Annotated in this window: 20 protein-coding genes and 1 pseudogene; 1 reads left to right on the plus strand and 20 read right to left on the minus strand. The window is 44.0% G+C overall.

Translation table 11 applies throughout. The annotated features are described in order from the left end of the window. Positions 1–112: 112 nt before the first annotated feature. The 10 genes from BHV72_RS19125 to BHV72_RS19170 all read right to left on the minus strand — a co-directional run bounded on the left by BHV72_RS19125 (position 113) and on the right by BHV72_RS19170 (position 8,834). Entirely contained in the window at positions 113–922 is an 810-nt protein-coding gene (locus BHV72_RS19125; RefSeq protein WP_005677843.1) for a hypothetical protein, read from the minus strand. Positions 923–962: 40 nt separating this feature from the next. After that, on the minus strand, positions 963–1,433 hold the full coding sequence (locus BHV72_RS19130) for a nucleoside deaminase (protein WP_122133946.1): 471 nt from the start codon (positions 1,431–1,433) through the stop codon (positions 963–965). 194 nt (positions 1,434–1,627) lie between these two features. Next, positions 1,628–2,614 (minus strand): Gfo/Idh/MocA family protein, encoded by a 987-nt coding sequence (locus BHV72_RS19135; protein WP_005677845.1) that lies wholly within the window; start codon positions 2,612–2,614, stop codon positions 1,628–1,630. A 69-nt stretch (positions 2,615–2,683) separates the two neighbouring features. Beyond that, a complete protein-coding gene (locus tag BHV72_RS19140; RefSeq protein ID WP_005677846.1) occupies positions 2,684–3,520 on the minus strand; it encodes a transporter substrate-binding domain-containing protein in 837 nt (278 codons plus the stop codon). A 17-nt stretch (positions 3,521–3,537) separates the two neighbouring features. Further along, positions 3,538–5,589: a putative porin gene (locus BHV72_RS19145; RefSeq protein ID WP_122133947.1), complete on the minus strand. Its 2,052-nt coding sequence runs from the start codon at positions 5,587–5,589 to the stop codon at positions 3,538–3,540. Between the two features lie 79 nt (positions 5,590–5,668). Beyond that, entirely contained in the window at positions 5,669–6,211 is a 543-nt protein-coding gene (locus BHV72_RS19150; protein ID WP_005677849.1) for a 2-oxoacid:ferredoxin oxidoreductase subunit gamma family protein, read from the minus strand. A 20-nt stretch (positions 6,212–6,231) separates the two neighbouring features. Then, a complete protein-coding gene (locus BHV72_RS19155; protein ID WP_286857544.1) occupies positions 6,232–6,981 on the minus strand; it encodes a thiamine pyrophosphate-dependent enzyme in 750 nt (249 codons plus the stop codon). Between the two features lie 196 nt (positions 6,982–7,177). Further along, positions 7,178–8,260 (minus strand): 3-methyl-2-oxobutanoate dehydrogenase subunit VorB, encoded by a 1,083-nt coding sequence (locus tag BHV72_RS19160; RefSeq protein ID WP_005677854.1) that lies wholly within the window; start codon positions 8,258–8,260, stop codon positions 7,178–7,180. Between the two features lie 11 nt (positions 8,261–8,271). Further along, positions 8,272–8,499, minus strand: a complete 228-nt coding sequence (locus tag BHV72_RS19165; protein WP_004297419.1) for a 4Fe-4S dicluster domain-containing protein — start codon at positions 8,497–8,499, stop codon at positions 8,272–8,274. Between the two features lie 53 nt (positions 8,500–8,552). Then, the gene (locus tag BHV72_RS19170; protein WP_122133948.1) at positions 8,553–8,834 is read right to left on the minus strand and encodes a tetratricopeptide repeat protein; all 282 of its coding nucleotides are present in this window, start codon (positions 8,832–8,834) and stop codon (positions 8,553–8,555) included. A 288-nt stretch (positions 8,835–9,122) separates the two neighbouring features. On the opposite strand from BHV72_RS19170, the gene BHV72_RS19175 reads away from it, so the two are divergent. Beyond that, positions 9,123–9,602 carry a DUF456 domain-containing protein gene (locus BHV72_RS19175; RefSeq protein ID WP_005677859.1) on the plus strand — a complete coding sequence of 160 codons (480 nt, stop codon included), beginning with the start codon at positions 9,123–9,125 and terminating at the stop codon, positions 9,600–9,602. 623 nt (positions 9,603–10,225) lie between these two features. Here the strand turns inward: BHV72_RS19175 and rpiB are convergent. The 10 genes and pseudogenes from rpiB to BHV72_RS19225 form a co-directional block, all read right to left on the minus strand. Beyond that, positions 10,226–10,660, minus strand: a complete 435-nt coding sequence (gene rpiB, locus BHV72_RS19180) for a ribose 5-phosphate isomerase B (RefSeq protein ID WP_005677860.1) — start codon at positions 10,658–10,660, stop codon at positions 10,226–10,228. Beyond that, positions 10,660–12,669, minus strand: a complete 2,010-nt coding sequence (locus BHV72_RS19185) for a transketolase family protein (protein WP_005677861.1) — start codon at positions 12,667–12,669, stop codon at positions 10,660–10,662. The genes rpiB and BHV72_RS19185 overlap by 1 nt, the downstream gene beginning before the upstream one ends. Positions 12,670–12,811: 142 nt before the next feature. Next, positions 12,812–13,063 (minus strand): annotated as a pseudogene (locus BHV72_RS19685) (alpha-L-arabinofuranosidase C-terminal domain-containing protein); the annotation flags it as partial. Between the two features lie 6 nt (positions 13,064–13,069). Continuing rightward, a complete protein-coding gene (locus BHV72_RS19195) occupies positions 13,070–15,472 on the minus strand; it encodes a beta-L-arabinofuranosidase (RefSeq protein ID WP_286857627.1) in 2,403 nt (800 codons plus the stop codon). Between the two features lie 148 nt (positions 15,473–15,620). Continuing rightward, positions 15,621–17,219 carry a xylulokinase gene (locus BHV72_RS19200; RefSeq protein WP_122133949.1) on the minus strand — a complete coding sequence of 533 codons (1,599 nt, stop codon included), beginning with the start codon at positions 17,217–17,219 and terminating at the stop codon, positions 15,621–15,623. 21 nt (positions 17,220–17,240) lie between these two features. Continuing rightward, positions 17,241–18,767 carry an L-arabinose isomerase gene (araA, locus tag BHV72_RS19205; protein WP_122133950.1) on the minus strand — a complete coding sequence of 509 codons (1,527 nt, stop codon included), beginning with the start codon at positions 18,765–18,767 and terminating at the stop codon, positions 17,241–17,243. Positions 18,768–18,803: 36 nt separating this feature from the next. Further along, positions 18,804–19,487 carry an L-ribulose-5-phosphate 4-epimerase gene (locus BHV72_RS19210; RefSeq protein ID WP_005677864.1) on the minus strand — a complete coding sequence of 228 codons (684 nt, stop codon included), beginning with the start codon at positions 19,485–19,487 and terminating at the stop codon, positions 18,804–18,806. Positions 19,488–19,492: 5 nt separating this feature from the next. Next, positions 19,493–20,170 carry an NUDIX hydrolase gene (locus BHV72_RS19215; RefSeq protein ID WP_005677865.1) on the minus strand — a complete coding sequence of 226 codons (678 nt, stop codon included), beginning with the start codon at positions 20,168–20,170 and terminating at the stop codon, positions 19,493–19,495. 28 nt (positions 20,171–20,198) lie between these two features. Further along, positions 20,199–21,893, minus strand: coding sequence for a sodium:solute symporter (locus BHV72_RS19220; RefSeq protein WP_005680632.1), 1,695 nt, complete (start codon positions 21,891–21,893; stop codon positions 20,199–20,201). Positions 21,894–21,918: 25 nt separating this feature from the next. Then, positions 21,919–22,128, minus strand: coding sequence for a hypothetical protein (locus BHV72_RS19225; protein ID WP_122133951.1), 210 nt, complete (start codon positions 22,126–22,128; stop codon positions 21,919–21,921). Positions 22,129–22,343 lie beyond the last annotated feature (215 nt).

Genomic DNA, 22,343 nt, shown 5'->3' on the forward strand with positions numbered 1-22,343 from the left:
AGAACAGTTTTCAATTTCAATAATAACTTTTGTGTGTGAAAAATCCCAGGAATGCTGAGTGTCTACGGCAGTTCCAGGGATTTTTATTTATGTTCGTTTTTACTTGTCTGCGTTATCTACGCAATGGAGTGTGTCCGTCAAAGATGACACGGTTGCGGGCGAACCTCATGACAATTGCATTTCCGGCACTTACTTCAACATCCTGATTTGCTACGATTTCTTGTTTTTCTCCCTCTATGGATACTTCTCCAATTACTTCTCCAGCTTTGATCGTTTCTTGCGGGATTAAGTTGGTTAATTCTCCGTCAGATACCTTTTTGATATTGATATCCTCGGCTTCCGCGCTCTTGTCCAACTCAACCTTTCCGTTAAAAAGATCTTGAATACCTCTGTTTCTCAAACGAAGTTTGATACTTGCTTTACCGTTATACGGTCTGCCGTCCTCGTCAAGTAAGATGACGGGTACAGTCATTCGTTTGAACTTTAAGGCTACGTTTTTAGTTCCGCGAATGGCTTGAGCTATTCCGAATAGATGTTCTTTTCCTCCCTTTATACTGCGGTAACGTTTTCCCAATGCTCTGGTAGCAGCTTCGTCAGTCAATTCGGGGTAATGAGCATAGAATGTAACAGATTCAACGTCTGTGTCTATCTCGTCCCATGTCTGACTATCTACGCCTAGGGCAAACGGAAGATAGTCTTGATTGGAAACTGACATTGAGATTACATCTCCAGTTGAGAAGCTATTCTTTACGGGAAGCGATAAAGCGGCACTGTTACGAGTAAGCAAGTCAGTGATGCTTTGGTTGTCGATAGAAGTAGAGAAGTCGATAGCTTCTTTACTGGGGTCTTGCAGGTTGTCTTGTTGTTGACAACCAAACAGGCATGCTGCTGTTAGAAAAACTAGAAGGTTTTTTCTTTTCATTTGCAGGGTTGTTAATTAGTTAATAATAAAAAAGAGAAATCTAATATTCTATTTTATCCTCTTTGGCTGCCCAAGCCTCAAAGGCGGTAATAGCTTCATTGGGTAGTAAAATTTCGGAGGGAAGTTTTCTGTCTTCTGGTTTCAGTTCCAGTTCGTCGTAGATAAAAGAATCGTCAAAACCGATATTTTTGGCGTCGGTTTTGTTGTTACCGTAGTACATCTTGTCCAGTCGTGCCCAATAAATAGCACCCAAGCACATGGGACAAGGTTCGCAGGAGGTGTATATCTCATATCCGCTAAGATCAAATGTTCCCAGTTTGGCGGCTGCGGCACGTATTGCACTAACTTCGGCATGTGCAGTAGGATCACAAGACGTTGTGACGCGGTTTACACCGGTAGCGATAATCACTCCATCTTTGGTGGCGATAACAGCACCGAAAGGGCCTCCACCATTTTCGACATTTTCTTTTGAAAGCTCTATTGCTTTCCGCATTAGTTCTTCTTTAGTCATGGCAATAAAAAATATTGTTAGTTTTATCCTATTTACTTCTTTTCAGAAATAACATCTTTCTACAAAGATAGAAAAAACTAACAATATACCAAGGAACGATTTCCTTTAATTTTCTACCAGTACCAGCAGACGCCGAAAGAGAACGGATAAAGTTCGGGATCTTGAATACTGATAAAACGGTAGGAAATATCCGTTTAAAGCTTTCCGAGAATCTTGTCCATAACCCAGTTGGTCAGTGTGGCACTTTCACCGTCGCAGGAACAGATAGATTTACCTAATAGATGGTCTACCACCGCTTGGATAAGAGGCTGTTGTACATGTTCCGGGTTACCGATACAGATTTCTTCGCGTCCGCGTTCGGTATGCAGTCCGATAGGTTCGTAGGTGAAGACAGAAAAACAAATCATTCCTTTGTCTCCGATGATTTCTATACGATCCTCGCGGGCCGAGTCGTGCGCTACGAAACACCAGGAGCCGCTACCTACCAATCCGTTGTCGAACTGGAAACAGGCACTTAAGGTATCTTCGGCGGGATAAAGTCCTCCGCGGTTGCTCTTGTAACCATTTGCTTCGAGAATGCAACCGAACATATCCTGCAATAAATCTATCTGATGCGGGGCAAGATCGTAGAAGTAACCGCCTCCGGCAATGTCCGCTTGTACACGCCAGGGAAGATTTTCACGGTTATAGTCCAGATCGCGTGGTGGCTGTGCGAAACGTATCTGTACATTGATAACGTTACCGATAGAACCGTTTTCTACAAGCTCTTTTACTTTTTGGAAGTACGGGAGATAACGTCGGTAGTAAGCAACGAAACAAGGAATGCCTGTTTCTTGCGAAATACGGTTGATACGGGTACACTCTTCGTATGTCTGTGCCATTGGCTTTTCAATGTATGCAGGCTTACCTGCTTTCATTGCCATAATAGCATAAGTAGCATGAGAAGAAGGAGGAGTGGCGATATATATAGCATTTACTTCCGGATCGTCTATCAGTTCCTGTGCGTCGTCATACCATTTCTTGATACCTCTTTCTTTGGCATAGGCTTTTGCCTTTGCACCGTCGCGACTCATTACAGCTACGACTTCCGAATGTTCTACTTTTTGGAAAGCAGGACCACTTTTCGTTTTGGTGACTTCGCCGCAACCGATGAATCCCCATTTAATTATCTTTTCACTCATAATTGTAATACCTATTGTGTCTGTTTTAACAAAGCCCAAAGATAAAACTATTTTTTGTCAAGAGCAACTTTATTGATTATAGTATTTTTTATAAATCTTTTGATATTCTGATTTCTTTTGGAACTTATCCAGCCACGTATTCAAACTATCGAGTAAAACGGGGGATTGCTTGCTGACTGCCCATGAGTAGAACTGTGTAAAGCTGATAGCCGTATTGATATCAATCTGCGACAAGGAATCCGCTACTGCCCGTGCAATGCTTTCGTCACAAACTGCATAGTCAATGTCTCCGTGTGCTACTAGTGAAATCAATTGTTCGGGGCCATATTTTTCTATTTCTTTTATGTAAATGGTGTCTCCGATTTCATTTCCTAAGTTCTGAATACGCAAGATAGAAGGCGAACCTTTTACGACATGAAGTGTCCGCCGGGCTAAATCCAGTTGGTTACGGATATAGAGTGAATCGTTTTCTCCATTCTCTTTGCGTTGAACCAGGACTTGTTTGTTGAGGACAATGGGAGAGGTGAGAAGCAGGGAATCTTTTAATTTGCTAGTCGCCAATATTCCATAAGCAATAACATCATAACGCCCTTCACTCAGTCCTTTCAGCCGTTCTTCGAAACTCATGACTGGGGTGATTTCTGCTTTCAGTCTTTTATCACGGGCAAAGGCCTGTATCAGTTCATAATGGAAGCCGGAGATAGTGTCACCGTCCACATAAAAACTGATTGAGTTGTATTCGGTAGCTACACGTAGTATTCCTTCTTTGGCAATGGCGGCATAATCACGCGGATGCCCTAAGGGTTTTTCTTGTTTTCCGCAATATCGGAAAGTGAAAATAAGTGCCAATATAATGATAACAGGCACTAAATATCTGAATAGTCTCAGTTTCGGGCGTGTCTCCATAAGCCATAAAGGTTTTGTTAATCATAGAAATTCCATGAAAGTCCGAATTTCAGGACACGTGGATTGATAGGATAGTGAGGAGACAGAAAATAATCAGGTCTGCTTATTCCTTGGTTCACGTGATACATCATCACATAGAAACGTGTACGTTTCAGATGCAGGTTTGCATAGACATTCACAATCGGATAACCGCCTATCTCAACTTTGCCTTCTTCCGGTTGCAGGTAGAAATTTTGGATAGCCGGCATATAGGCGGGTGCATTGTATTTCGTGAAATATCGCACGTCGGCACCTAATTGCACGCTAAGCACTTTCTTTGCTAATTTAAACTGCATATAAAAGTTATGATACAAAGAAAGATCGGGCAAGGGCAGCACAGTCTGGTCACTGGATTTCTGCCAGGTTACTTCATTATCTAAATGGAAGATCCCGAGCTTGAAGTCCTGGTTGAGGCTTGCCGATAATACTTGAAGGCTTCCGCTTTTCTGTTCGGGCGTTGCCTGTTGGTTGAAATACGTATAGTTCTTGATGTTTTCTACTCCCGCTCTTAGCCGGGTTTTCCAGCGTGCAATACTTAGTTCCCCTTCGATACGTGTACGGAACTCCTTATCCATATCATTATCCCACATGAAATGTTTGGAATGGTAATGACGCATATAGAAAGGTGCAAGCTGGTTGCTGACCTCACCGCGGGCAATAAGGCTGACGGTATCTTTCCATAACGGGAAATTCAGGTCTATATCTCCTTTTACATTGAACTGTCCGATTGCTTTTCCTGCAAGTCCCACTTCACCGATTGCGTGATAGTGAAGAATATTCCCTTCCCGTTTGGATAACTCTCCTCCGACGAATATCTCGTTTTCATTGTATTTGTCGGGTAATGGTCCTCCGTCCTTATTCATCAGCGTATATTTACTGATTTTGTAAGAAGCGAATGCGGTCAATCCGGCTTTTGCATATTTGTTGAAACCTTCCAGTAAAGCGATGCCGATTGTATTCTTGATTCCTACATAAGTAGTACTGTCTCTTACGAACGCTTTATTGTCCTTATCAAAATATGTGTTCTGATAATATCCGTCCGCTACTTCGTCATAAGAATTGAAGCCATGGCGTGCCCGTTCTACCTGAATGGTGTGTATAAAACTCGTCACCGGTACAAACTCCTGTTTGGCGGGAGTCGTGTCGTTTTCAGCCTGCGGAATGTCACGTTTGAATCCTAGATTATAACGTTGAGTCAGGAATACATAAAAGTCATGATTACGGTTGGTTGTTTCGCTCAATACAGTAGGAATGTTGGTTGATTCGTATTCCCTTCGTCCTTCGGCCATTTCCTCCGGAGCGGTGATATATCTGTCATCGGTGATACCTCCGTTTTCATTAGTCTTCAGATAGTTGTTACTGTATATTCCTTGCACCTGATATCTGTCTCCGATATAGCTGCCGAAAACTGCAGCGTTAAAGTATGCAGTATTCTGATTGTTGTAGTATCCCCGTCCGTATAAATAATCAATGTTGAAACCGAAGGCCAACTTCTTGTTTACGTTTACAGAGAAGTAGGATTTGAAACGTTCTTCTCCATTTATCTTATTACCGGCTTTATGATACGTCAGATTGGTATAGGGAACGTTACTGTTCGTAAAATTAAATTCTGTGGGACGGACAAAGAAACTGGAAAAAGGTTCCATGAAAATGGTCGGCTCCGGATAACGGCGGTCAAAGAAGATGCGTGACATACGGGGCGACCCCATATTGGCGAGATAATTGTAATGTCCGGTGATTCCTTCCGTGAGATTCGTGTTCTGAAAGTGGTGATAGGCGGTGTCGGCAGGGATTATCGTCCGGTCGCCCAACTGGTTTTTGATCCGCCACATATATAAGGTAGGTGGTAATCCCTTTACTTCAACGTTTGCACTATCCAGTCTGTCCGGAATCATTGCAGGGTCTACCTGGTTACCGTATTGGTCATATCCGTTTTCGTCGATTTGTTGACGACCGGGATTAAACTGCGCATGGACAGTTGTCAGCCCTACAACGGAAAGTAATATATATAATAGTAAGATTCGTCTCATAATTGGAGGCAAAGATACTTACTTTAATTGATTTAATGATAATGGATAATTGAAAATTATGTTGCACATTATCTGTTAATTAAACCTCACGGATTAATTCCATACCTTTCTTGATTGCTTCTTCGTTCATCGGAATCAAGTGGTGATGGCGTTCCGGAAGAGTTTTCTTCAATCCCTTGATTACATTTTCCAATGTCACAATCGGGCGGAGTTTTAATAAACCGCCAAGTACAATCATGTTGAATGCTTTGGCGTTATTCATCTCGTTGGCTGCGTCCATGGCATCGATACGATATACCTTGATATCCTTGCGGGTAGGAGGGTTGATAATTCCGTAGCCGTCATAAATCAGGATACCACCGGGCTTCACCTTATTTTCAAACTTTTCGAGTGAAGGCTGGTTCAGAATGATAGCAGTATCATATTTACTCAAAATGGGTGAAGAAACCTTGTCGTCGCTTACAATTACTGTAACGTTGGCTGTTCCACCGCGTTGTTCGGGACCGTATGCCGGCATCCAGCTTACTTCTTTGCCTTCCATTAGCCCCGAATAAGCCAGGATCTTACCCATAGACAATACGCCTTGTCCACCGAATCCTGCTATAATTATTTCTTCTTTCATTGTTCTGTTGACTTTTAGCGTTATTCTTTATCTTTTAAATCACCGAACATATGTTCTTCCATCCATTTGTTAGCCTTCTCCGGAGTCATCTTCCAGCCTGAGCTACAAGTAGAAACGATTTCCACTAAGTTAGAACCTTTACCGCTCATTGAATTCTCGAATGCTTTACGGACCGCTTTCTTCGCCTTACGAATCGCCGGTACGGATTGTACGGACTGGCGGGTTACGTAAGCTGTTCCTTCCAGTTGGGCAGCGATTTCGGTGATTTTCAGCGGATAACCGTGGAGCTCGACGTCACGTCCGTAAGGACAAGTGGAACTTTTCATTCCCACCAGTGTAGTCGGCGCCATTTGTCCGCCGGTCATACCGTAGATTGCATTGTTGATAAAGATAATCGTGATATTCTCGCCACGGTTCAATGCGTGGATCGTTTCGGCTGTACCGATACAAGCCAAGTCACCGTCACCCTGGTATGTGAAAACGAGACGATCCGGCCATAGGCGTTTCACGGCAGTTGCCACAGCAGGCGCACGTCCGTGTGCTGCTTCCTGCCAGTCAATGTCCAGATAATTGTAGGCGAAAACTGCACATCCTACCGGAGAGATTCCCACCGTTTTATCTTCCATGCCCATTTCCTCTATCACTTCGGCTATGAGCTTGTGTACCACGCCGTGACTGCAACCCGGGCAGTAGTGCATGGCATTATCGTTCATCAGAGTCGGTTTCTTGTAAACCAGATTCTCGGGTTTGATTATTTCTTCTTTAGTCATAACTTCTTCTCCTTATCTGTTGGTGAACCGTATAAAAAACTCCATTAGCTTGACAAAGATTGCCGCGCCGCATACGTAGATAAACATTTTAAAGTCTTCCTTTCCTACAACAAAGTAGGTGATAATAGCCGCAAGAGCCAATATCATAAAAAGGATGTTCAGTACGTTTCTTATTTTATCAGGATTCATCGTTTCGTTATTTGATTATTTTTTCTTCCAAAGCAGTTACAATCTCGTCCGGGTCGGGAACAATACCGCCGAGACGTCCGAAATGTTCTACCTTTACTTTACCGTTCACAGCCAGGCGGACATCTTCAATCATTTGTCCGGCATTCAGTTCTGTAACAAGCATACCCTTCACTTTGTCAGCGTAAGCAGCAATTGCTTTTGTCGGGAACGGCCATAATGTGATAGGACGAAGGATACCTACTTTGATACCTTTTTCGCGTGCCAGCTCCATGGCTTTTTGACCGATACGTGCCATTGAACCGAAAGCAATAATCAGATATTCTGCATCTTCGCAGTTTATTTCTTCGAAGCGTACTTCGTTCTTTTCAATTTCACGGTATTTAGCCTGGAAACGGAGATTGTTTATTTCCATAGCCTCCGGTTTCAGTTCCAGAGAAGTGATAATGTTCGGCTTACGGCCTTTAGCTTTTCCGGTAGCAGCCCATGGGCATTGTGCTATCACTTCTTCTTCCGTACGGCGTGGTTTCTGCGCCGGAAGAACCACTTTTTCCATCATTTGTCCGATCACACCGTCAGCGAGGATGATAGCTGGGTTACGGTATTTGAATGCCAGTTCGAATCCCAACGCAACGAAATCCGCCATTTCCTGTACGGACGCCGGAGCAAGAGCAATCAATTTGTAATCACCGTGGCCACCGCCTTTTACTGTCTGGAAATAATCTGCCTGACTCGGCTGGATAGTACCCAGTCCGGGACCGCCACGCATTACGTTGACAATCAGACAAGGAAGTTCGGCACCTGCGATGTAGGAGATTCCTTCCTGTTTCAGACTTACACCGGGACTTGAAGAAGACGTCAGCACCATTTTTCCGCTACCTGCGCCTCCATATACCATATTGATAGCTGCCACTTCACTTTCCGCCTGGAGTACTACCATGCCGGTTGTTTCCCACGGTTTCAGTTCGGCAAGCGTTTCCAACACTTCCGATTGGGGAGTAATAGGATAACCGAAGTAACCGTCCGCACCGCAACGGATAGCTGCATGGGCGATAGCTTCGTTTCCTTTCATTAATACAACTTCTTCTGCCATATTCTTTTCTTTTATTCTACTTTTACTTTATACACAGATATACATCCGTCCGGACAAACCGTTGCACACGAGCTACATCCGTTGCAGGTATCTTCTTTCACTTGCCAGGCATAGTTATAGCCTTTCATATTGACCTCTTTGTTGAGGGCGATTACATCGAGCGGACACGCCACTACGCACAGGTTGCATCCTTTGCAACGCTCCGTGTCGACTACGATTGCTCCTTTGATTTTTGCCATAATCTTTATTTATTACGTTATCTTTGAGTTCGATTACTGATTAAACATATCTTTTATTGATTGAACATATCCTTGTGGTAGAAGTTGAGGATATCTATTACCATTTTTCTTGCCTGAACGGCAGGACCTTCCGGATTGATATCAATGGCAAACTGGTAATTATCCAGTGCCTGTTTCCAATCTCCTTTTTTCCGGTAGGCATTTCCCCGTAAATAGTAAAGAGTATCTTTCTCTTTTTCGACAGAAGTGTCTTGGAGAAGCTGGTCCAATTGCTCAATCGCTGTGTCCACGTCCCCTTGATTGATAAGCTCTTTTAGGTTGTCTATTTGCTCCATTTCTTTCGTCTTTCGGGATTCTGAAACGCAAAGATAGTTTTTATTTATGTAAATGGGGCAAACGTGGACGGAAATTTGCAACGTTTTGAGTTTATTGCATATTAGATGAATAAATAATTAAAAGTGGTTTGATTGACCTGTATTTCACGTTTGGGGTGGTTGTAGGTCACAGTAGATTACAAAGGTACGGAAGAAAGTGAAGAGGTAAGGATGATATAAAGTTTTGATATGTCCTTGTATATATTGAAAGATACCGTATTTTTGTGCATATATTAAATAAGATAGGTTATGCTGGATGTTATTCTGATTATAGTAAGCGCCCTCTGCATGATAGCCGGGTTGGCCGGCTGTGTGCTTCCGTTCCTCCCCGGTCCTCCCATAGCATATTTGGGACTGGTATTTCTTCATTTTACAGATAAGGTACACTATACTCCGACACAGTTGATAATCTGGCTGTTGATTGTAGCCGTGGTGCAGGTGTTGGACTACTTTACTCCGATGCTTGGCAGTAAGTATAGTGGTGGTAGTAAATGGGGAAATTGGGGATGCATAATCGGGACCCTTGTCGGACTTCTTTTCTTGCCTTGGGGTGTTATTCTCGGTCCGTTTCTGGGAGCAGTGATTGGTGAATTGCTTGGCAATAAAGAGTTCTCGCAAGCACTCAAATCAGGAGTAGGCTCATTAATCGGATTTATACTGGGCACTTTGTTGAAGTTTGTTGTCTGCGGTTACTTTTGCTATCAGTTTATCCTCGGATTTATCAAGTGATACTGATAGAAAAAACTGTGTTTTTGTACGCTAAGCGTTTCTTTTTCTACATCAAGTATGCAGTCAGTAATGAAAAGGACTTGACAAACGCATTTTTATGTTGTATATTTGTAGAAGTTACGTGCAGTAAAACTATAAATTAAAATTTGAAAATGAAAGAAAGTAATCCATATAAGCGTCTATATTTAATTATAATAAAGTGTAATATTACAACAGATGTCCTAGGTGATACTTCTGGAATTTAGGGTATAACTAATCCCTTCAAAGGCTTAAGGCTGCAATCTATTACAGGTTTTGCAGCCTTTTTTGTTGTGTAAATTCTAATATAAGCTACTGCAATGCCTTTTGAAAGTTTATAATAAACTCTATACCCGTTTATAATAAACGATGAATGTTTTTATTATAAACTTAAAAAAAGTTTGTGTATGAAGGATAAACTATTTTCAATGGATTATGAAAGCGAAAAAACAAATGAATGTTTTTGGGACATTTAAGTGGTAAATATTGAATACATATTTCCCGGATATACGCTTGGATTACTCAAAAAAAATAGAGGCAGCTATTTTATTTGAGGTGATCCCCCGAATAATAATAGCTGCCTTATTTTGTAAGTCTTTTCAGGCTTATTTTATTGGAATCTTATTTATACGGTTCTGGTGGCGTCCCCCTTCAAACTGTGTGGAGAAGAACTCTGTCAGAATCATGTCCGCCTCTTCAGTACTGATGAAGCGACCCGGCATTACCAGGATATTGGCGTCATTGTGCTGACGGGCGAGGTGCGCTATTTCTGCATTCCAGCAGAGTGCGGCACGAACTCCCTGATGTTTGTTCAGCGTCATATTGATTCCGTTTCCACTGCCGCAGATAGCGATACCGGGATAACATTCACCCGATTCTACTGCAAGGGCCAGCGGATGAGCATAGTCCGGATAGTCTACACTTGCGGTAGAGTTTGTTCCGAAGTCTTTGTAAGCCCAGCCTTTTGCTTCCAGCCAACCGCGAACATATTCTTTCAGTTCAAAACCGGCGTGGTCGCATGCTAATCCGATTGTTTTCATTAGAGCATTGCTTTTACTTGGTTATATACGTTTTCAGCAGTAAATCCAAGTTTCTCATCCAATACTTTATAAGGAGCGGAGAAACCGAAAGATTCCAATCCCCAAACCTTACCGTGGCAACCTACCAGACCTTGAAGAGTGACAGGCAAACCGGCAGTCAGACCGAAGATTTTAGCTTCTGACGGAAGGATTGATTCCTGATATTCTTTAGGCTGGCTACGGAACAACCCTTCGGAAGGAGCAGATACGATACGTACCTTTATACCGTCTTTGCGAAGTAATTCAGTGCCGGCCACCAGTGTAGCAACTTCCGAACCGGAAGCTACCAGGATAACGTCCGGGTTCTCATCTGAACCAGCTACGATATAAGCACCCTTGGTGGCTTGTTCGTAATCAGTTCCAGCCGGAAGATTAGCGATGTTCTGACGAGAGAAAATCAATCCTGTCGGAGTAGACATATTTTCCATAGCCAGTTTCCATGCGATTGTGGTTTCTTCTACATCTGCCGGACGGAGTACCAACATAGAATTGTGTCCCTTATGGTTTTTCAGTTTTTCCATTAAACGGATCTGTACTTCCTGTTCTACCGGTTCGTGAGTAGGACCGTCTTCACCCACACGGAATGCATCGTGTGTCCAGATGAATTTCACCGGTTGTTCCATCAGGGCAGCCATACGTACGGCAGGTTTCATGTAATCGGAGAATACGAAGAAGGTACCGCAAGCAGCGATAACACCCCCATGAAGTGACATACCGATACAGATACAAGCCATTGACAATTCGGATACACCGGCTTGGAAGAATGCCCCACTGAAATCACCTTTCTTGAAAGAATGTGTTTTCTTCAGGAAACCGTCCGTCTTGTCGGAGTTGGAAAGGTCGGCAGAAGCTACAATCATGTTTTCTACTTGTGTAGCAAGTGCTCCCAATACAGTTGCAGAGGCTGCGCGGGTTGCGCCACCTGCTTTTTGTTCGATAACAGACCAGTCTACTTTCGGAGCTTTTCCGGAGAAGAAAGCTTCCAGTTTGCAGGCCAGTTCTGGATTTGCTTTTGCCCATTCGGCTTTTACTGCATATCTTTCTGCTACGATTTTCTTCAGTTCTTCTGCACGTTTGGCATACAGTTCGGCTACTTCCGGGAAAATGACGAACGGGTTGGCCGGATCACCATTCAGGTTCTTGATTGTATTTACATAAGCGTCGCCACCGAGCGGAGCACCGTGAGTAGCACAGTTGGCTTCGTAGCTGCTGCCGTCTGCCTTACGTGCACCTTTACCCATTACAGTCTTACCGATAATCAGCGTCGGACGTTCTTTTTCAGCCTGTGCTTCTTTGATAGCGGCACGGATTTCGTCAGGATCGTTACCGTTGATGCTAAGTACGTTCCAGCCCCATGCTTCATATTTCATGGCAGTGTCTTCAACGGTCACATCTTTCGTTTCGGTAGAAAGCTGGATGTCGTTGGAGTCATAGAACATAATCAGATTGTCTAGACCCAGTGCACCGGCAATGCGTCCGGCACCTTGAGAAATTTCTTCTTGGATACCACCGTCGGAGATGTAAGCATAGATTGTCTGGTTCATCACCTCGTTGAACCGGGCTTTGAGGAATTTGGCAGCAATAGCGGCACCTACTGCGAAGGTGTGTCCCTGCCCCAACGGACCGGAAGTATTTTCTATACCGCGCATGATGTCTACTTCAGGATGTCCCGGAGTAGGGCTTCCCCATTGACGGAATTCTTTCAATTCATCCAATGTGAATTTACCTGTCAATGCCAATGTGGAATAGAGCATGGGAGACATGTGACCCGGATCGAGAAAGAAACGGTCACGTCCTTCCCAGCGGGGATTTTCAGGATCGTATACTAGAAACTCAGAAAAGAGTACATTTATAAAGTCAGCACCACCCATGGCACCACCCGGATGACCGGAATTGGCTTTTTCAACCATTGAAGCAGCGAGAATACGGATGTTATCCGCTGCACGATTCATAAGTTTATTATCGTTCATATCATTAAAATTTAATTGATTTCTGTCAGATTGTTGGCAAAGATAACTCTTTATGTGGATTTAACAATCCTAAAGTGCTATCTTTTTTATTACCAATTCAACAGTCTTTTTGTTTGTGGTACAATAAGTATTTGCCCTTAAATTACTGTAACTCTAATGTAACAATAGATTTAGCAGGAAGTTTCACCTTCATTGTGCCTTTATTGATTTTTACCTCTTTGAAGGGTGCCGGTTTTACAATATTAGGATTTTCAAAAGAATTGTGATCAGTCAGATTTGCCGAAGTAAGGATTTCGCCGACTGCTTTTTTGCTTTTATATTTCCCGGATTAACCGTGATTTCCTGTGCGGTTGTCGCGTACATTTACCTTTTCGCATTCCAGGTCGATCGGAAGAGCGATTTAGTTGAGTAACCGTATTTCGTAAATAGCAGGTGTCCACTCGGTTCCGTCGGGGACAAAGCGTATCGGGCAGCTACCTGTACTTAGTTTTCGGGGCAACAGATAGGAGAGAGTGATAAAACCGTCCTTGTCTGTTTCGCTGATAGCAGGATGAACTGTTAACTTCTCATTATTCAGTAGAATGGTAACTTTGTTACGATCGTTTTTCCGTATTGTAATCATCAGGCGGCCGGCTTCTTTCTTTACTTTCAGATGATAGCTGAACCAACCTTTGGCACGGCGGAAATGACGGTCGTTATCAGTTCCGGTTTCTGCTTGCTCATATTGGATGCTATGATCGGACTCCGGTTGCTGTTCTCCCGGGAAAATCAGGTCAATCGTCTGATTAGCCAGTTCGGTGGCTTTTTGTTCAGCCATTGCCATTTCTTTCTGAATAGCTTTGAACTGTTCTTCGCTTGCCTGGCGGAAGTAGACAGCATAACGGGTATTGTGTAAACGGAAGAATGGGACAAGTTCCAAAGGCTTGTTTTGTGCCGGATAAACGTTTCCGTTGAAGCTGAATGATAACCGGTCTCCGTTGTTCTTATGGATAGAATTACGGATTGAATCGGGAGTTCCGATCAACGCCGGTACTTCCTGCAAAGGTATTTGTTTGCCATGAGCAATGTGTCCGCCACGGCTGTCGTCTGCATATAAACCGTCAAGATGTTCGGTGCCTGTGGAAGCTGCAAGGACGATAGGACCGTATGAGAAGGCATAATAGTCTTTCTTGTCGGGGATCTGTTCCACGCTGACTCTCATCGGCAAGTTGAAAGTAACTACATCTCCTTTTTTCCATTTGCGGGAGAAATGAAGATAGTGACTTCCTTTTCCCGTGATAATAACCTTCCTTTTCCCATTGATTTTGACATAATAACTTTTGGATTGGTTAGCCCATTCCGGCATGCGTATTGCTAAAGTTTGTTGCTTTTTAGGGGCTTCATCAATTCGTAACGTTACTTTTCCGTCATCGGGAAAACGGGTTTCTTGTGTCAAAGTGAGCCCCTGTTCTTTCCAGGTCAGCTGTGACGGAATAAAGAGGTTGACATATAACGTGTCTTTCTGATGTGCATAAATAAACTCACCATACTTGGTGTGATTTTCCAGTCCTGAACCTACGCAACACCACATCGAGGTTTCCGGCTGTGAGTAAACCCGGTAATGTCCGGGACGCATGGGGGTGAAATAAACAAATCCGCCATTGTCCGGTTCTTGTGACGCTAAGATATGGTTATAGAGTGCACGTTCGTAGTAGTTCACGTAATTGGGGTCCGGTTCATTCGCATTATATGGATTTTGGGAGTTCTGATAAAGCATTTTAGTCAGCCGGAGCATATTGTAAGTATTACAGGTTTCCGGTCCTTGCACATCATTGAGCATGGATGTGAAGTTATCTGTCGGGTGGAAATGCTCGCGTACACTGTTTCCTCCGATACATACGGAACGGTGATTGACAACCGTATTCCAGAAGAAGCGGGCGGCGTGATCCCATTCGGCTGCATGATTCCAATCTTTATCATTTTGTGAAAGTTCGGCTACCCGTTTATATCCGATAACTTTCGGTATTTGCGTATTGGCGTGCATACCTGTCAGTCGGTCTTCATCTTTGATAAGCGGGTCAAGAATGATTTTGTGTGAAAATCGGCGGGCCAGTTCCAGATATTTCTTATCGCCTGTAATCTCTGCTACATCTGCAAAAGTCTCATTCAATCCTCCATGTTCGCTGCGAAGCATATCTTGCATTTGTTCGTCGCTGAGACCGGAAGTGATGTCAATCATCCAGTCGGTGAAGTCAATCAGCATTTGGCGGGCGAGTTCGCTACCTGCGTAGAGATAGGCATCACGCAATCCGGCATAAGTTTTGTGTATATTATAAAGAGGCACCCATTTGCCGTTAAGGTCGAAACCTCCGGCACGGATATTGCCTGTTTTAATTTCTTTCCAGAGTTGGAGACTTCCCGGAGTTCCTCCGATAAATCCTGTGCCGACAGCTTGTTGTGCACGGTGTAACTCATCCAACATATAGTTGAGGCGATTGTAAACAGCAGTATCTCCGGTGGCGGCATACATCATGGACAAGGCAGAAATATAATGTCCGCCGATATGTCCGTCCAATCCGGTATTTTCCCAGTTGGTATAGCTTGGGGCTTTAGGCGTTAGTCCTGCTTCACGAAGGAAAGGGGCGAGCAGGCGGTCGGGGTTTAAAGCAAGTATATAATGTAAATCAGTCTGTTGGGCTTGCAGAAACGGACTATCCAATAGTTTCACATTCTGTAGAGGGAAGTAAGATACCTGTGGAGCGTTTTGTGCTTTAGCCAGTGAGGTGGATAAGATAAATGCGAGTATGAGCGAGGTGGCTTTCATAATAGTTAGAGTAATAATGATTTTTAGCGTCGATATAACGAGCCTGTAAAATGCCCGCTAACTTTTAGCATCGATTTAACAAGCTTGCAAAATCAGCCCGCACAATTAGCGGGCGTTTTGCAAACTTGTTTGACTTTGGCAGAAAATTTTATTTGAATCTGACGGCTGCTTCCTCAATAGGCAATCCTGCCTTGTAGCTTTCGATGTATGCGTTAAAGCCGGCTACATCTTCGGGCGTAGGTGATACCTCGATACCCGCGTCGCCGGCAAATACATTTTCATCCAGAAAATCGGCAAGGGATTGTTTCTTATCATTGTTCACAAGGTAAGAACCCAATAGGGCAATACCCCAGGCGCCGCCTTCACCGGCTGTTTCCATGACTGAAATCGGTGAATTGATAGCTGCCGCAAGTATTCTTTGGCCTACTCCCTTTGTTCTGAATAGTCCTCCGTGTCCTGTAATTCTGTCTACTTTGACTTTTTCATCGTTGAACAGGATATCGTTGCCAATCTTGAGAACTCCGACCGAGGCATATAAATGAGTCCGCATAAAGTTTGCCAGGCTGAACTTATCATTTGCCGAACGTATAAACAATGGTCTTCCCTCGGCAAGTCCCGTTACAGGTTCTCCTGAAATGTAATTGTATGAGAGGAGACCTCCGCAGTCAGTATCACCTGTGAGGGCAATATTGTAGAGCTTGCTGTAAATCTCATCCATATTTACGGGGATACCCAGGAGTTCCTGATATTCTTTGAACAGGTTGACCCATGCGTTGAGGTCGGATGTACAGTTGTTGCAGTGTACCATGGCTACGAGGCTTCCGTCAGGAGTTGTAACCATGTCGATCATTTCGTAGGGTTTTGACAACTCTTTCTCCAATACAATCATGGAAAATGAGGAAGTACCTGCCGATACGTTTCCGGTACGCTGCTTGACTGCATTGGTTGCAACCATGCCGGTACCGGCATCTCCTTCCGGCGGACAGACCGGTATTCCTGCCTTCAAATGGCCGGATACGTCGAGCTTTCTGCTGCCTTCCGGTGTAAGGACACCGGCGTTTTCGCCTGCCGACAGTACTTTGGGCAAAATATCCTCAAGTTTCCAGTTATATTCTTTAGGAGCAATCAGATTGTCGAACTTCTCCACCATTTCAGCAGAATAGTTGTTGGTAGCCGGGTCTATGGGGAGCATTCCCGATGCATCTCCTATGCCCAATACTTTTTCACCTGTTATTTGCCAATGTACATAACCTGCAAGGGTTGTCAGGAATTTGATGTCTTTGACATGCGTTTCGTTGTTCAGGATAGCTTGGTACAAGTGGGAAATGCTCCACCTCAGAGGGATGTTATAGACAAATAGCTCCGATAGTTCTGCTGCCGCCCGGCCTGTATTGGTGTTTCTCCAAGTACGGAAAGGCACGAGAATTTCCTCTTTCTCGTTGAATGGCATATAACCATGCATCATGGCACTGACGCCGATAGCCGCCAGACTCTCGATTTCTATGCCGTCATATAACTTCTTCACATTCGAACGAAGGTCAGCGTAGCAATCTTGCAATCCGGACCAAATGGATTCAATACTGTACGTCCAAAGCCCGTCGACTAACTGATTTTCCCAAGTGTGGCTGCCTTGGGCAATAGGCTTGTTTTTCCGGTCTATCAGAACTGCTTTGATTCGTGTTGAACCGAGCTCTATACCCAGAATGGCTTTGCCTGTTTCTATTGTTGATTTAGCATCTAATTTCATGTCGAAATCACTATTTAAGGTTTAGCAAAGTGCTTTATTCAACATATAATAAACCTCATTCATGCGCAGTTCTTTCTTGAAGAAGCTGATTGTGGTATCTTTGTTGATATGTACCATTTCAATCCCTGCGATCTCAGCATAATCTTCCCAATATTCGGCTGTCAGGTCGTAAGAGAAGCAAGAGTGGTGAGTTCCACCGGCGAGAATCCATGCACCTGCACCTACTTCAAAGTCGGGCATCGGAATCCAAAGTGCGGAAGCAACCGGTAATTTAGGAAGCGGTTTCGGTTCGATGCATTCCACATCGTTTACAATCAGGCGGAAACGGTTGCCCAGATCCACTACGGTAGCAGTACATCCTGTACCTACTTTTGAGGTGAATACAAGGCGGGCAGTCTGGCTCTTGCGGATACCTATGCCGAGGAAGTGTACTTCCAGACGCGGTCTGTTGGCTGCGATGAGCGGACAAACTTCCAACATGTGCGATTGCAGGATAGAACTTTGAGCACCGTCGAAATTCAATGTATAGTCTTCGAGGAAAGAACATCCCTTCGGAAGTCCCTGATTCATCACCCATACGGTACGATAAAGAGCAGCCGATTTCCAGTCACCTTCAGCGCCGAATCCATAACCTTCTGCCATAAGGCGTTGAGAAGCCAGTCCCGGGATTTGGTCGAAACCATTATGTTCCAGGTCGCCCAAGTCGTCAAAGTTGGTAGTGAAGCCTTTGGCCCCTTTAGCTTTCAGGATAGCGCGGAGAGCTAATTCTGCTTTTGCGGCGTTCCATACTTTCTGATAAGCTTCCGTCGATTTGTCTTCCAGAGAAGATTCATGATCGTATTCCTTGAAATACGTCGCTACCAATGCATCCACATCAGCGGCTTTGATTTCTTTGTGGTATTCCATTAGTTCGCTTACCGGACAATAGTCTACGTGATAACCCATACGTTGCTCGGCTTCTACCTTGTCTCCGTCGGTTACAGCCACATTATTCATCTGGTCGCCGAAACGGATAATCAGCATGTCCTGTGAATCTGCCCAGCCTGCACATACACGCATCCAGACAGCGATCTTGTGCAGCGTGTTTTCGTCTTTCCAGTAACCTACCACCACTTTACGGCGGATACGCATACGGGTGCAGATATGGCCGAATTCGCGGTCACCGTGAGCCGATTGGTTCAAGTTCATGAAGTCCATATCCATTGTGTCCCAGGGGATCTCCTTATTGAACTGAGTATGCAGGTGCATCAACGGTTTCTTCAACTGTTGCAAACCGTGAATCCACATTTTTGCCGGAGAGAAAGTATGCATCCATGTGATGACACCAATACATTTTTCATCATTATTGGCTGCTTTGAAAACAGTCTCCACTTCTTTAGAAGAATTGGCTGTTCCTTTATACACTACTTTTACAGGTAGTTTACCGGATTCATTCAATCCATTTACCATTTCGTTAGAATGTGCGTCTACTGCGATTACTGCGTCACCTCCGTACAAAAGCTGTGCTCCTGTTACGAACCATACTTCATATTGATCAAATGCGTTCATATCTCTATTTAATTTTTAAGTTATAATTTTAGTTGTTTATTGTCCGTAATATGCATTCGGACCATGCTTGCGGCTGAAATGCTTTTCTATCAGCAGCGGGTTCATTGTTAAATTCGGATTTACGGTATAAGCGATACTTGCCATTTTGGCTACTTGCTCCATAACTACCGCGTTGTGTACTGCATCCTGTGCGTTTTTTCCCCAGGAGAAAGGACCGTGGTTTTTGACCAGTACTCCCGGTGTATGTACGGGATTCAATCCTTCAAAACGTTTCACAATAACATTTCCGGTTTCCAGTTCGTAGGCCCCTTTTACTTCTGCTTCCGTCATATCGGCCGTACAGGGGATAGCGTCGTGGAAATAATCGGCATGAGTTGTTCCTATATTCGGAATGTCGCATCCGGCTTGTGCCCATGCGGTAGCATAAGTAGAGTGGGTGTGTACGACTCCTCCGATTTCCGGGAATGCTTTGTAAAGTACTACGTGAGTAGGGGTATCGGAGGAAGGCTTCAGCCGCCCTTCGACGACTTTGCCTTCCAAATCCACTACTACCATATCTTCTGCTTTCATATCATCATAACTTACGCCACTGGGCTTGATTACTACCAGTCCCGTTTCACGGTCGATAGCAGAAACATTGCCCCAGGTGAAGATGACTAATCCATGCTTTACCAACTCAAGATTGGCATGAAATACTTTTTCTTTTAGTTCTTCCAGCATATTGATTATAATTTGAATTTCGGGTCTTTGCGATATGCCCTGCTGTTAAACTTATACAAGGCGGCACCACGTTTGGAACCCAGTTTGTCAATTTTATCAGTCTTTTCTATATAATCCATTTCGGCAACACGTTTGCGGAAATTTCGCTTGTCCATTGCTTCGCCGTAAATGGCCTCGTATAAGCTTTGCAGTTGGGATAACGTAAAGAGTTTCGGTAGCAGATTGAACCCGATCGGCTCTACCGATGCTTTCTGTTGCATCAGTTTCCGTGCTTTCTCCACCATTTGCGGGTGGTCGAAGATTAATTCCGGAAGTTCGTTGATGTTCACCCAGTAGGCATTGTGCTTCTGAACCAGTTTGCGGTCATACTCGTTGATGTTGATTAATGCATAGTAAGCAACAGAGATAACCCGTTCTCCCGGATCGCGGTCAATGGCTCCGAAGGTTCCCACTTGTTCCATATATACATTCTCTAATCCCGTAAGTTCTGCCAATACACGCTTGGCTGCGTCGTCCACGCTTTCGTCTTTTTGTACGAATCCTCCCATTAATGACCATTCGCCCATTGCCGGTTCGAAGTTTCTTTTCAGCAGTAACAGGCTTATTTCGCCTTCGCTAAAACCAAAGATAATGCAGTCGATACCGATGTAGAAGGTCGGATTTGAGCTATAATAGTTATTCATTGTTTTGTTGATATGAGTTTTTATTTAATTACCAGAAATACCAGTAGAATGCCCCCGTGATAGCCAGGATGATCACCGTGTGGATAATATCCCAGTGATTCCAGCTTGCACGTGTGGAAGCCTTTTGTTCTTTAGTAGCTGTACCGAATACCAGTCCCTGAATCTTTTCGGCAGTGGGAGCTTCTGTTGCCAGACTGACTACAATCACAACGATAATGCAGAACAGGAACATCCAACCGCAGAAGAACAGCCAGTTCATATCATAGAACAAATATTTGAATGTAGAATCTGCCACTTCACCTGCATTGCTGTAATATACCTTTGCACCGAGACGGGTCAGACCGATCACCATACCGGAAATCAATCCCCACATACCTCCTTGCGCAGAAGTACGTTTCCAGCAGATGCCCAGTAAGAAGGCTGCGGCAATGCCCGGAGCCAATACTGATTGAACGTCTTGCAAGTAGGTATAAAGTACATCGCCTACGCTACGCATGATAGGAATCCAGAGGATACCCAGGATAACGATTACCACAGTAGCAACCTGTCCGATACCGACCAGTTTCTTTTCCGAAGTCTGCGGTCTGAAACGTTTGTAGAAGTCGATAGTAAACAACATCGCTGACGAATTGAACAAAGAAGCCAGAGAACTCATCAAAGCAGCCAGAATACCACATACCACCAGACCTTTCACACCGGCAGGAAGTAATTTGGCTACCAATGTCGGGAATGCAGCGTCGGCATTTGCGGTTCCGTTTTCGAGCATCGGAAGAAAACCTTCACCACCGGCACCGATATATTTCTGGTGTAATGCGAACGCAATCATACCCGGAATCAGGAACAGAAATACAGGCAACAGTTTCAGGTAAGCACCGAAGATAGTACCACGGCGGGCTTCCATTTCGTTCTTTCCGGAGAGCACGCGTTGTACGATAAACTGGTCAGTGCACCAGTACCAGAAACCGATAATGGCAGAACCGATCAAAGCACCCAGCCAGGGGAAATTCGCGTCATCATTGCTACGGATCAAGTTTGTCATTGTATCACCGTAATCATTAACGGTAACTGCTCCGCAAACTCTCATCATTTCGTCCCAACCGCCTAATTCCTTAAAACCGAGAACAAGTATGATTAATGAACCCAACAATAGGATAGGGGTTTGAAGAACGGAAGTATAAAGTACCGATTTCATACCTCCGAAGATCGTATAGAGTGCGGTCAATACCACCAGCCCTATGGCAGCAATCCAGAAAAAGTCGATACCCCACAATTCTTTGATACCAAATACCTGTTGGAATACCAGGCCTCCGGCATATACCGTAACAGCTACCTTAGTCAATACATAACTAACCAAAGAGATAACCGACAAGATTGTACGTGATTGGGGATTGTAACGGCGTTCCAGAAATTCCGGCATGGTATATACCATGCTTCGTGTGTAGAAAGGAACGAATACCCACCCCAGAATCAAAATCATCCAACCTTGAATTTCCCAGTGTGCCATAGCCATACCACTTGAGGCTCCGGCTCCGGCCAGACCGATCAAGTGTTCCGAACCGATGTTTGATGCGAAAATAGAGGCACCGATCGCGAGCCATGTTGCGTCGCGTCCACCCAAAAAATAATCTGCAGAGTCATTCTGCTTTTGTCTGACTACCCAAACTATAATACCGATAAGAGCCAGAAAAAAGACTCCGATTACTAGCCAATCTAATGCTTCCACAATAAATCTGATTTATAAGTTAATATTATTTCTCTACGGAAAATTTGAAAATACATTCACTGTTATAAGTTTGTCCCGGGAGGAAATTGTCTGTATAGACCTGAATACCCGGTTCGTTGGTGTATACTTCTACTGTGATACCGCTTTCCGGGGAAGTCAGCTCGGAAGCCGGCTTGTTATTGCGTGCAACTAGCATTAGCACGGCAATTCCTGCAAGTAAGAAATGTTTTTTCATGGTTTTATTTTTAATGTAAATGAGATACTTATCTTGTTTTGAGTGTAAAAGTAACACTTTGTTTTGGTGTATCAAATACACTCTTGTATGTTGTGCAGCATAAAAGGTACATTTTTATATGAATTCGTATTATAAATGACGTGTCATAGCTGGGAAATCATGCAAATGAATGGAAATTGGTCCTTTTTGACTGATAAACGCCTGTTAATGGTGGG

This window comes from Bacteroides sp. 43_46 (assembly GCF_001915455.1).
GTDB lineage: Bacteria > Bacteroidota > Bacteroidia > Bacteroidales > Bacteroidaceae > Bacteroides > Bacteroides caccae.

What these genes read in the sequence shown, in the direction of transcription:
- BHV72_RS19185 (WP_005677861.1), bottom strand. Translation starts at nt 12,669, where the DNA reads ATGAACGATAATAAACTTATGAATCGTGCAGCGGATAACATCCGTATT.
- BHV72_RS19200 (WP_122133949.1), bottom strand. Translation starts at nt 17,219, where the DNA reads ATGAAATTAGATGCTAAATCAACAATAGAAACAGGCAAAGCCATTCTG.
- BHV72_RS19210 (WP_005677864.1), bottom strand. Translation starts at nt 19,487, where the DNA reads ATGCTGGAAGAACTAAAAGAAAAAGTATTTCATGCCAATCTTGAGTTG.
- BHV72_RS19160 (WP_005677854.1), bottom strand. Translation starts at nt 8,260, where the DNA reads ATGGCAGAAGAAGTTGTATTAATGAAAGGAAACGAAGCTATCGCCCAT.
- BHV72_RS19195 (WP_286857627.1), bottom strand. Translation starts at nt 15,472, where the DNA reads ATGAAAGCCACCTCGCTCATACTCGCATTTATCTTATCCACCTCACTG.
- BHV72_RS19130 (WP_122133946.1), bottom strand. Translation starts at nt 1,433, where the DNA reads ATGACTAAAGAAGAACTAATGCGGAAAGCAATAGAGCTTTCAAAAGAA.
- BHV72_RS19170 (WP_122133948.1), bottom strand. Translation starts at nt 8,834, where the DNA reads ATGGAGCAAATAGACAACCTAAAAGAGCTTATCAATCAAGGGGACGTG.
- BHV72_RS19215 (WP_005677865.1), bottom strand. Translation starts at nt 20,170, where the DNA reads ATGAATAACTATTATAGCTCAAATCCGACCTTCTACATCGGTATCGAC.
- BHV72_RS19155 (WP_286857544.1), bottom strand. Translation starts at nt 6,981, where the DNA reads ATGACTAAAGAAGAAATAATCAAACCCGAGAATCTGGTTTACAAGAAA.
- BHV72_RS19175 (WP_005677859.1), top strand. Translation starts at nt 9,123, where the DNA reads ATGCTGGATGTTATTCTGATTATAGTAAGCGCCCTCTGCATGATAGCC.
- araA (WP_122133950.1), bottom strand. Translation starts at nt 18,767, where the DNA reads ATGAACGCATTTGATCAATATGAAGTATGGTTCGTAACAGGAGCACAG.
- BHV72_RS19225 (WP_122133951.1), bottom strand. Translation starts at nt 22,128, where the DNA reads ATGAAAAAACATTTCTTACTTGCAGGAATTGCCGTGCTAATGCTAGTT.
- BHV72_RS19145 (WP_122133947.1), bottom strand. Translation starts at nt 5,589, where the DNA reads ATGAGACGAATCTTACTATTATATATATTACTTTCCGTTGTAGGGCTG.
- BHV72_RS19135 (WP_005677845.1), bottom strand. Translation starts at nt 2,614, where the DNA reads ATGAGTGAAAAGATAATTAAATGGGGATTCATCGGTTGCGGCGAAGTC.
- rpiB (WP_005677860.1), bottom strand. Translation starts at nt 10,660, where the DNA reads ATGAAAACAATCGGATTAGCATGCGACCACGCCGGTTTTGAACTGAAA.
- BHV72_RS19140 (WP_005677846.1), bottom strand. Translation starts at nt 3,520, where the DNA reads ATGGAGACACGCCCGAAACTGAGACTATTCAGATATTTAGTGCCTGTT.
- BHV72_RS19165 (WP_004297419.1), bottom strand. Translation starts at nt 8,499, where the DNA reads ATGGCAAAAATCAAAGGAGCAATCGTAGTCGACACGGAGCGTTGCAAA.
- BHV72_RS19125 (WP_005677843.1), bottom strand. Translation starts at nt 922, where the DNA reads ATGAAAAGAAAAAACCTTCTAGTTTTTCTAACAGCAGCATGCCTGTTT.
- BHV72_RS19150 (WP_005677849.1), bottom strand. Translation starts at nt 6,211, where the DNA reads ATGAAAGAAGAAATAATTATAGCAGGATTCGGTGGACAAGGCGTATTG.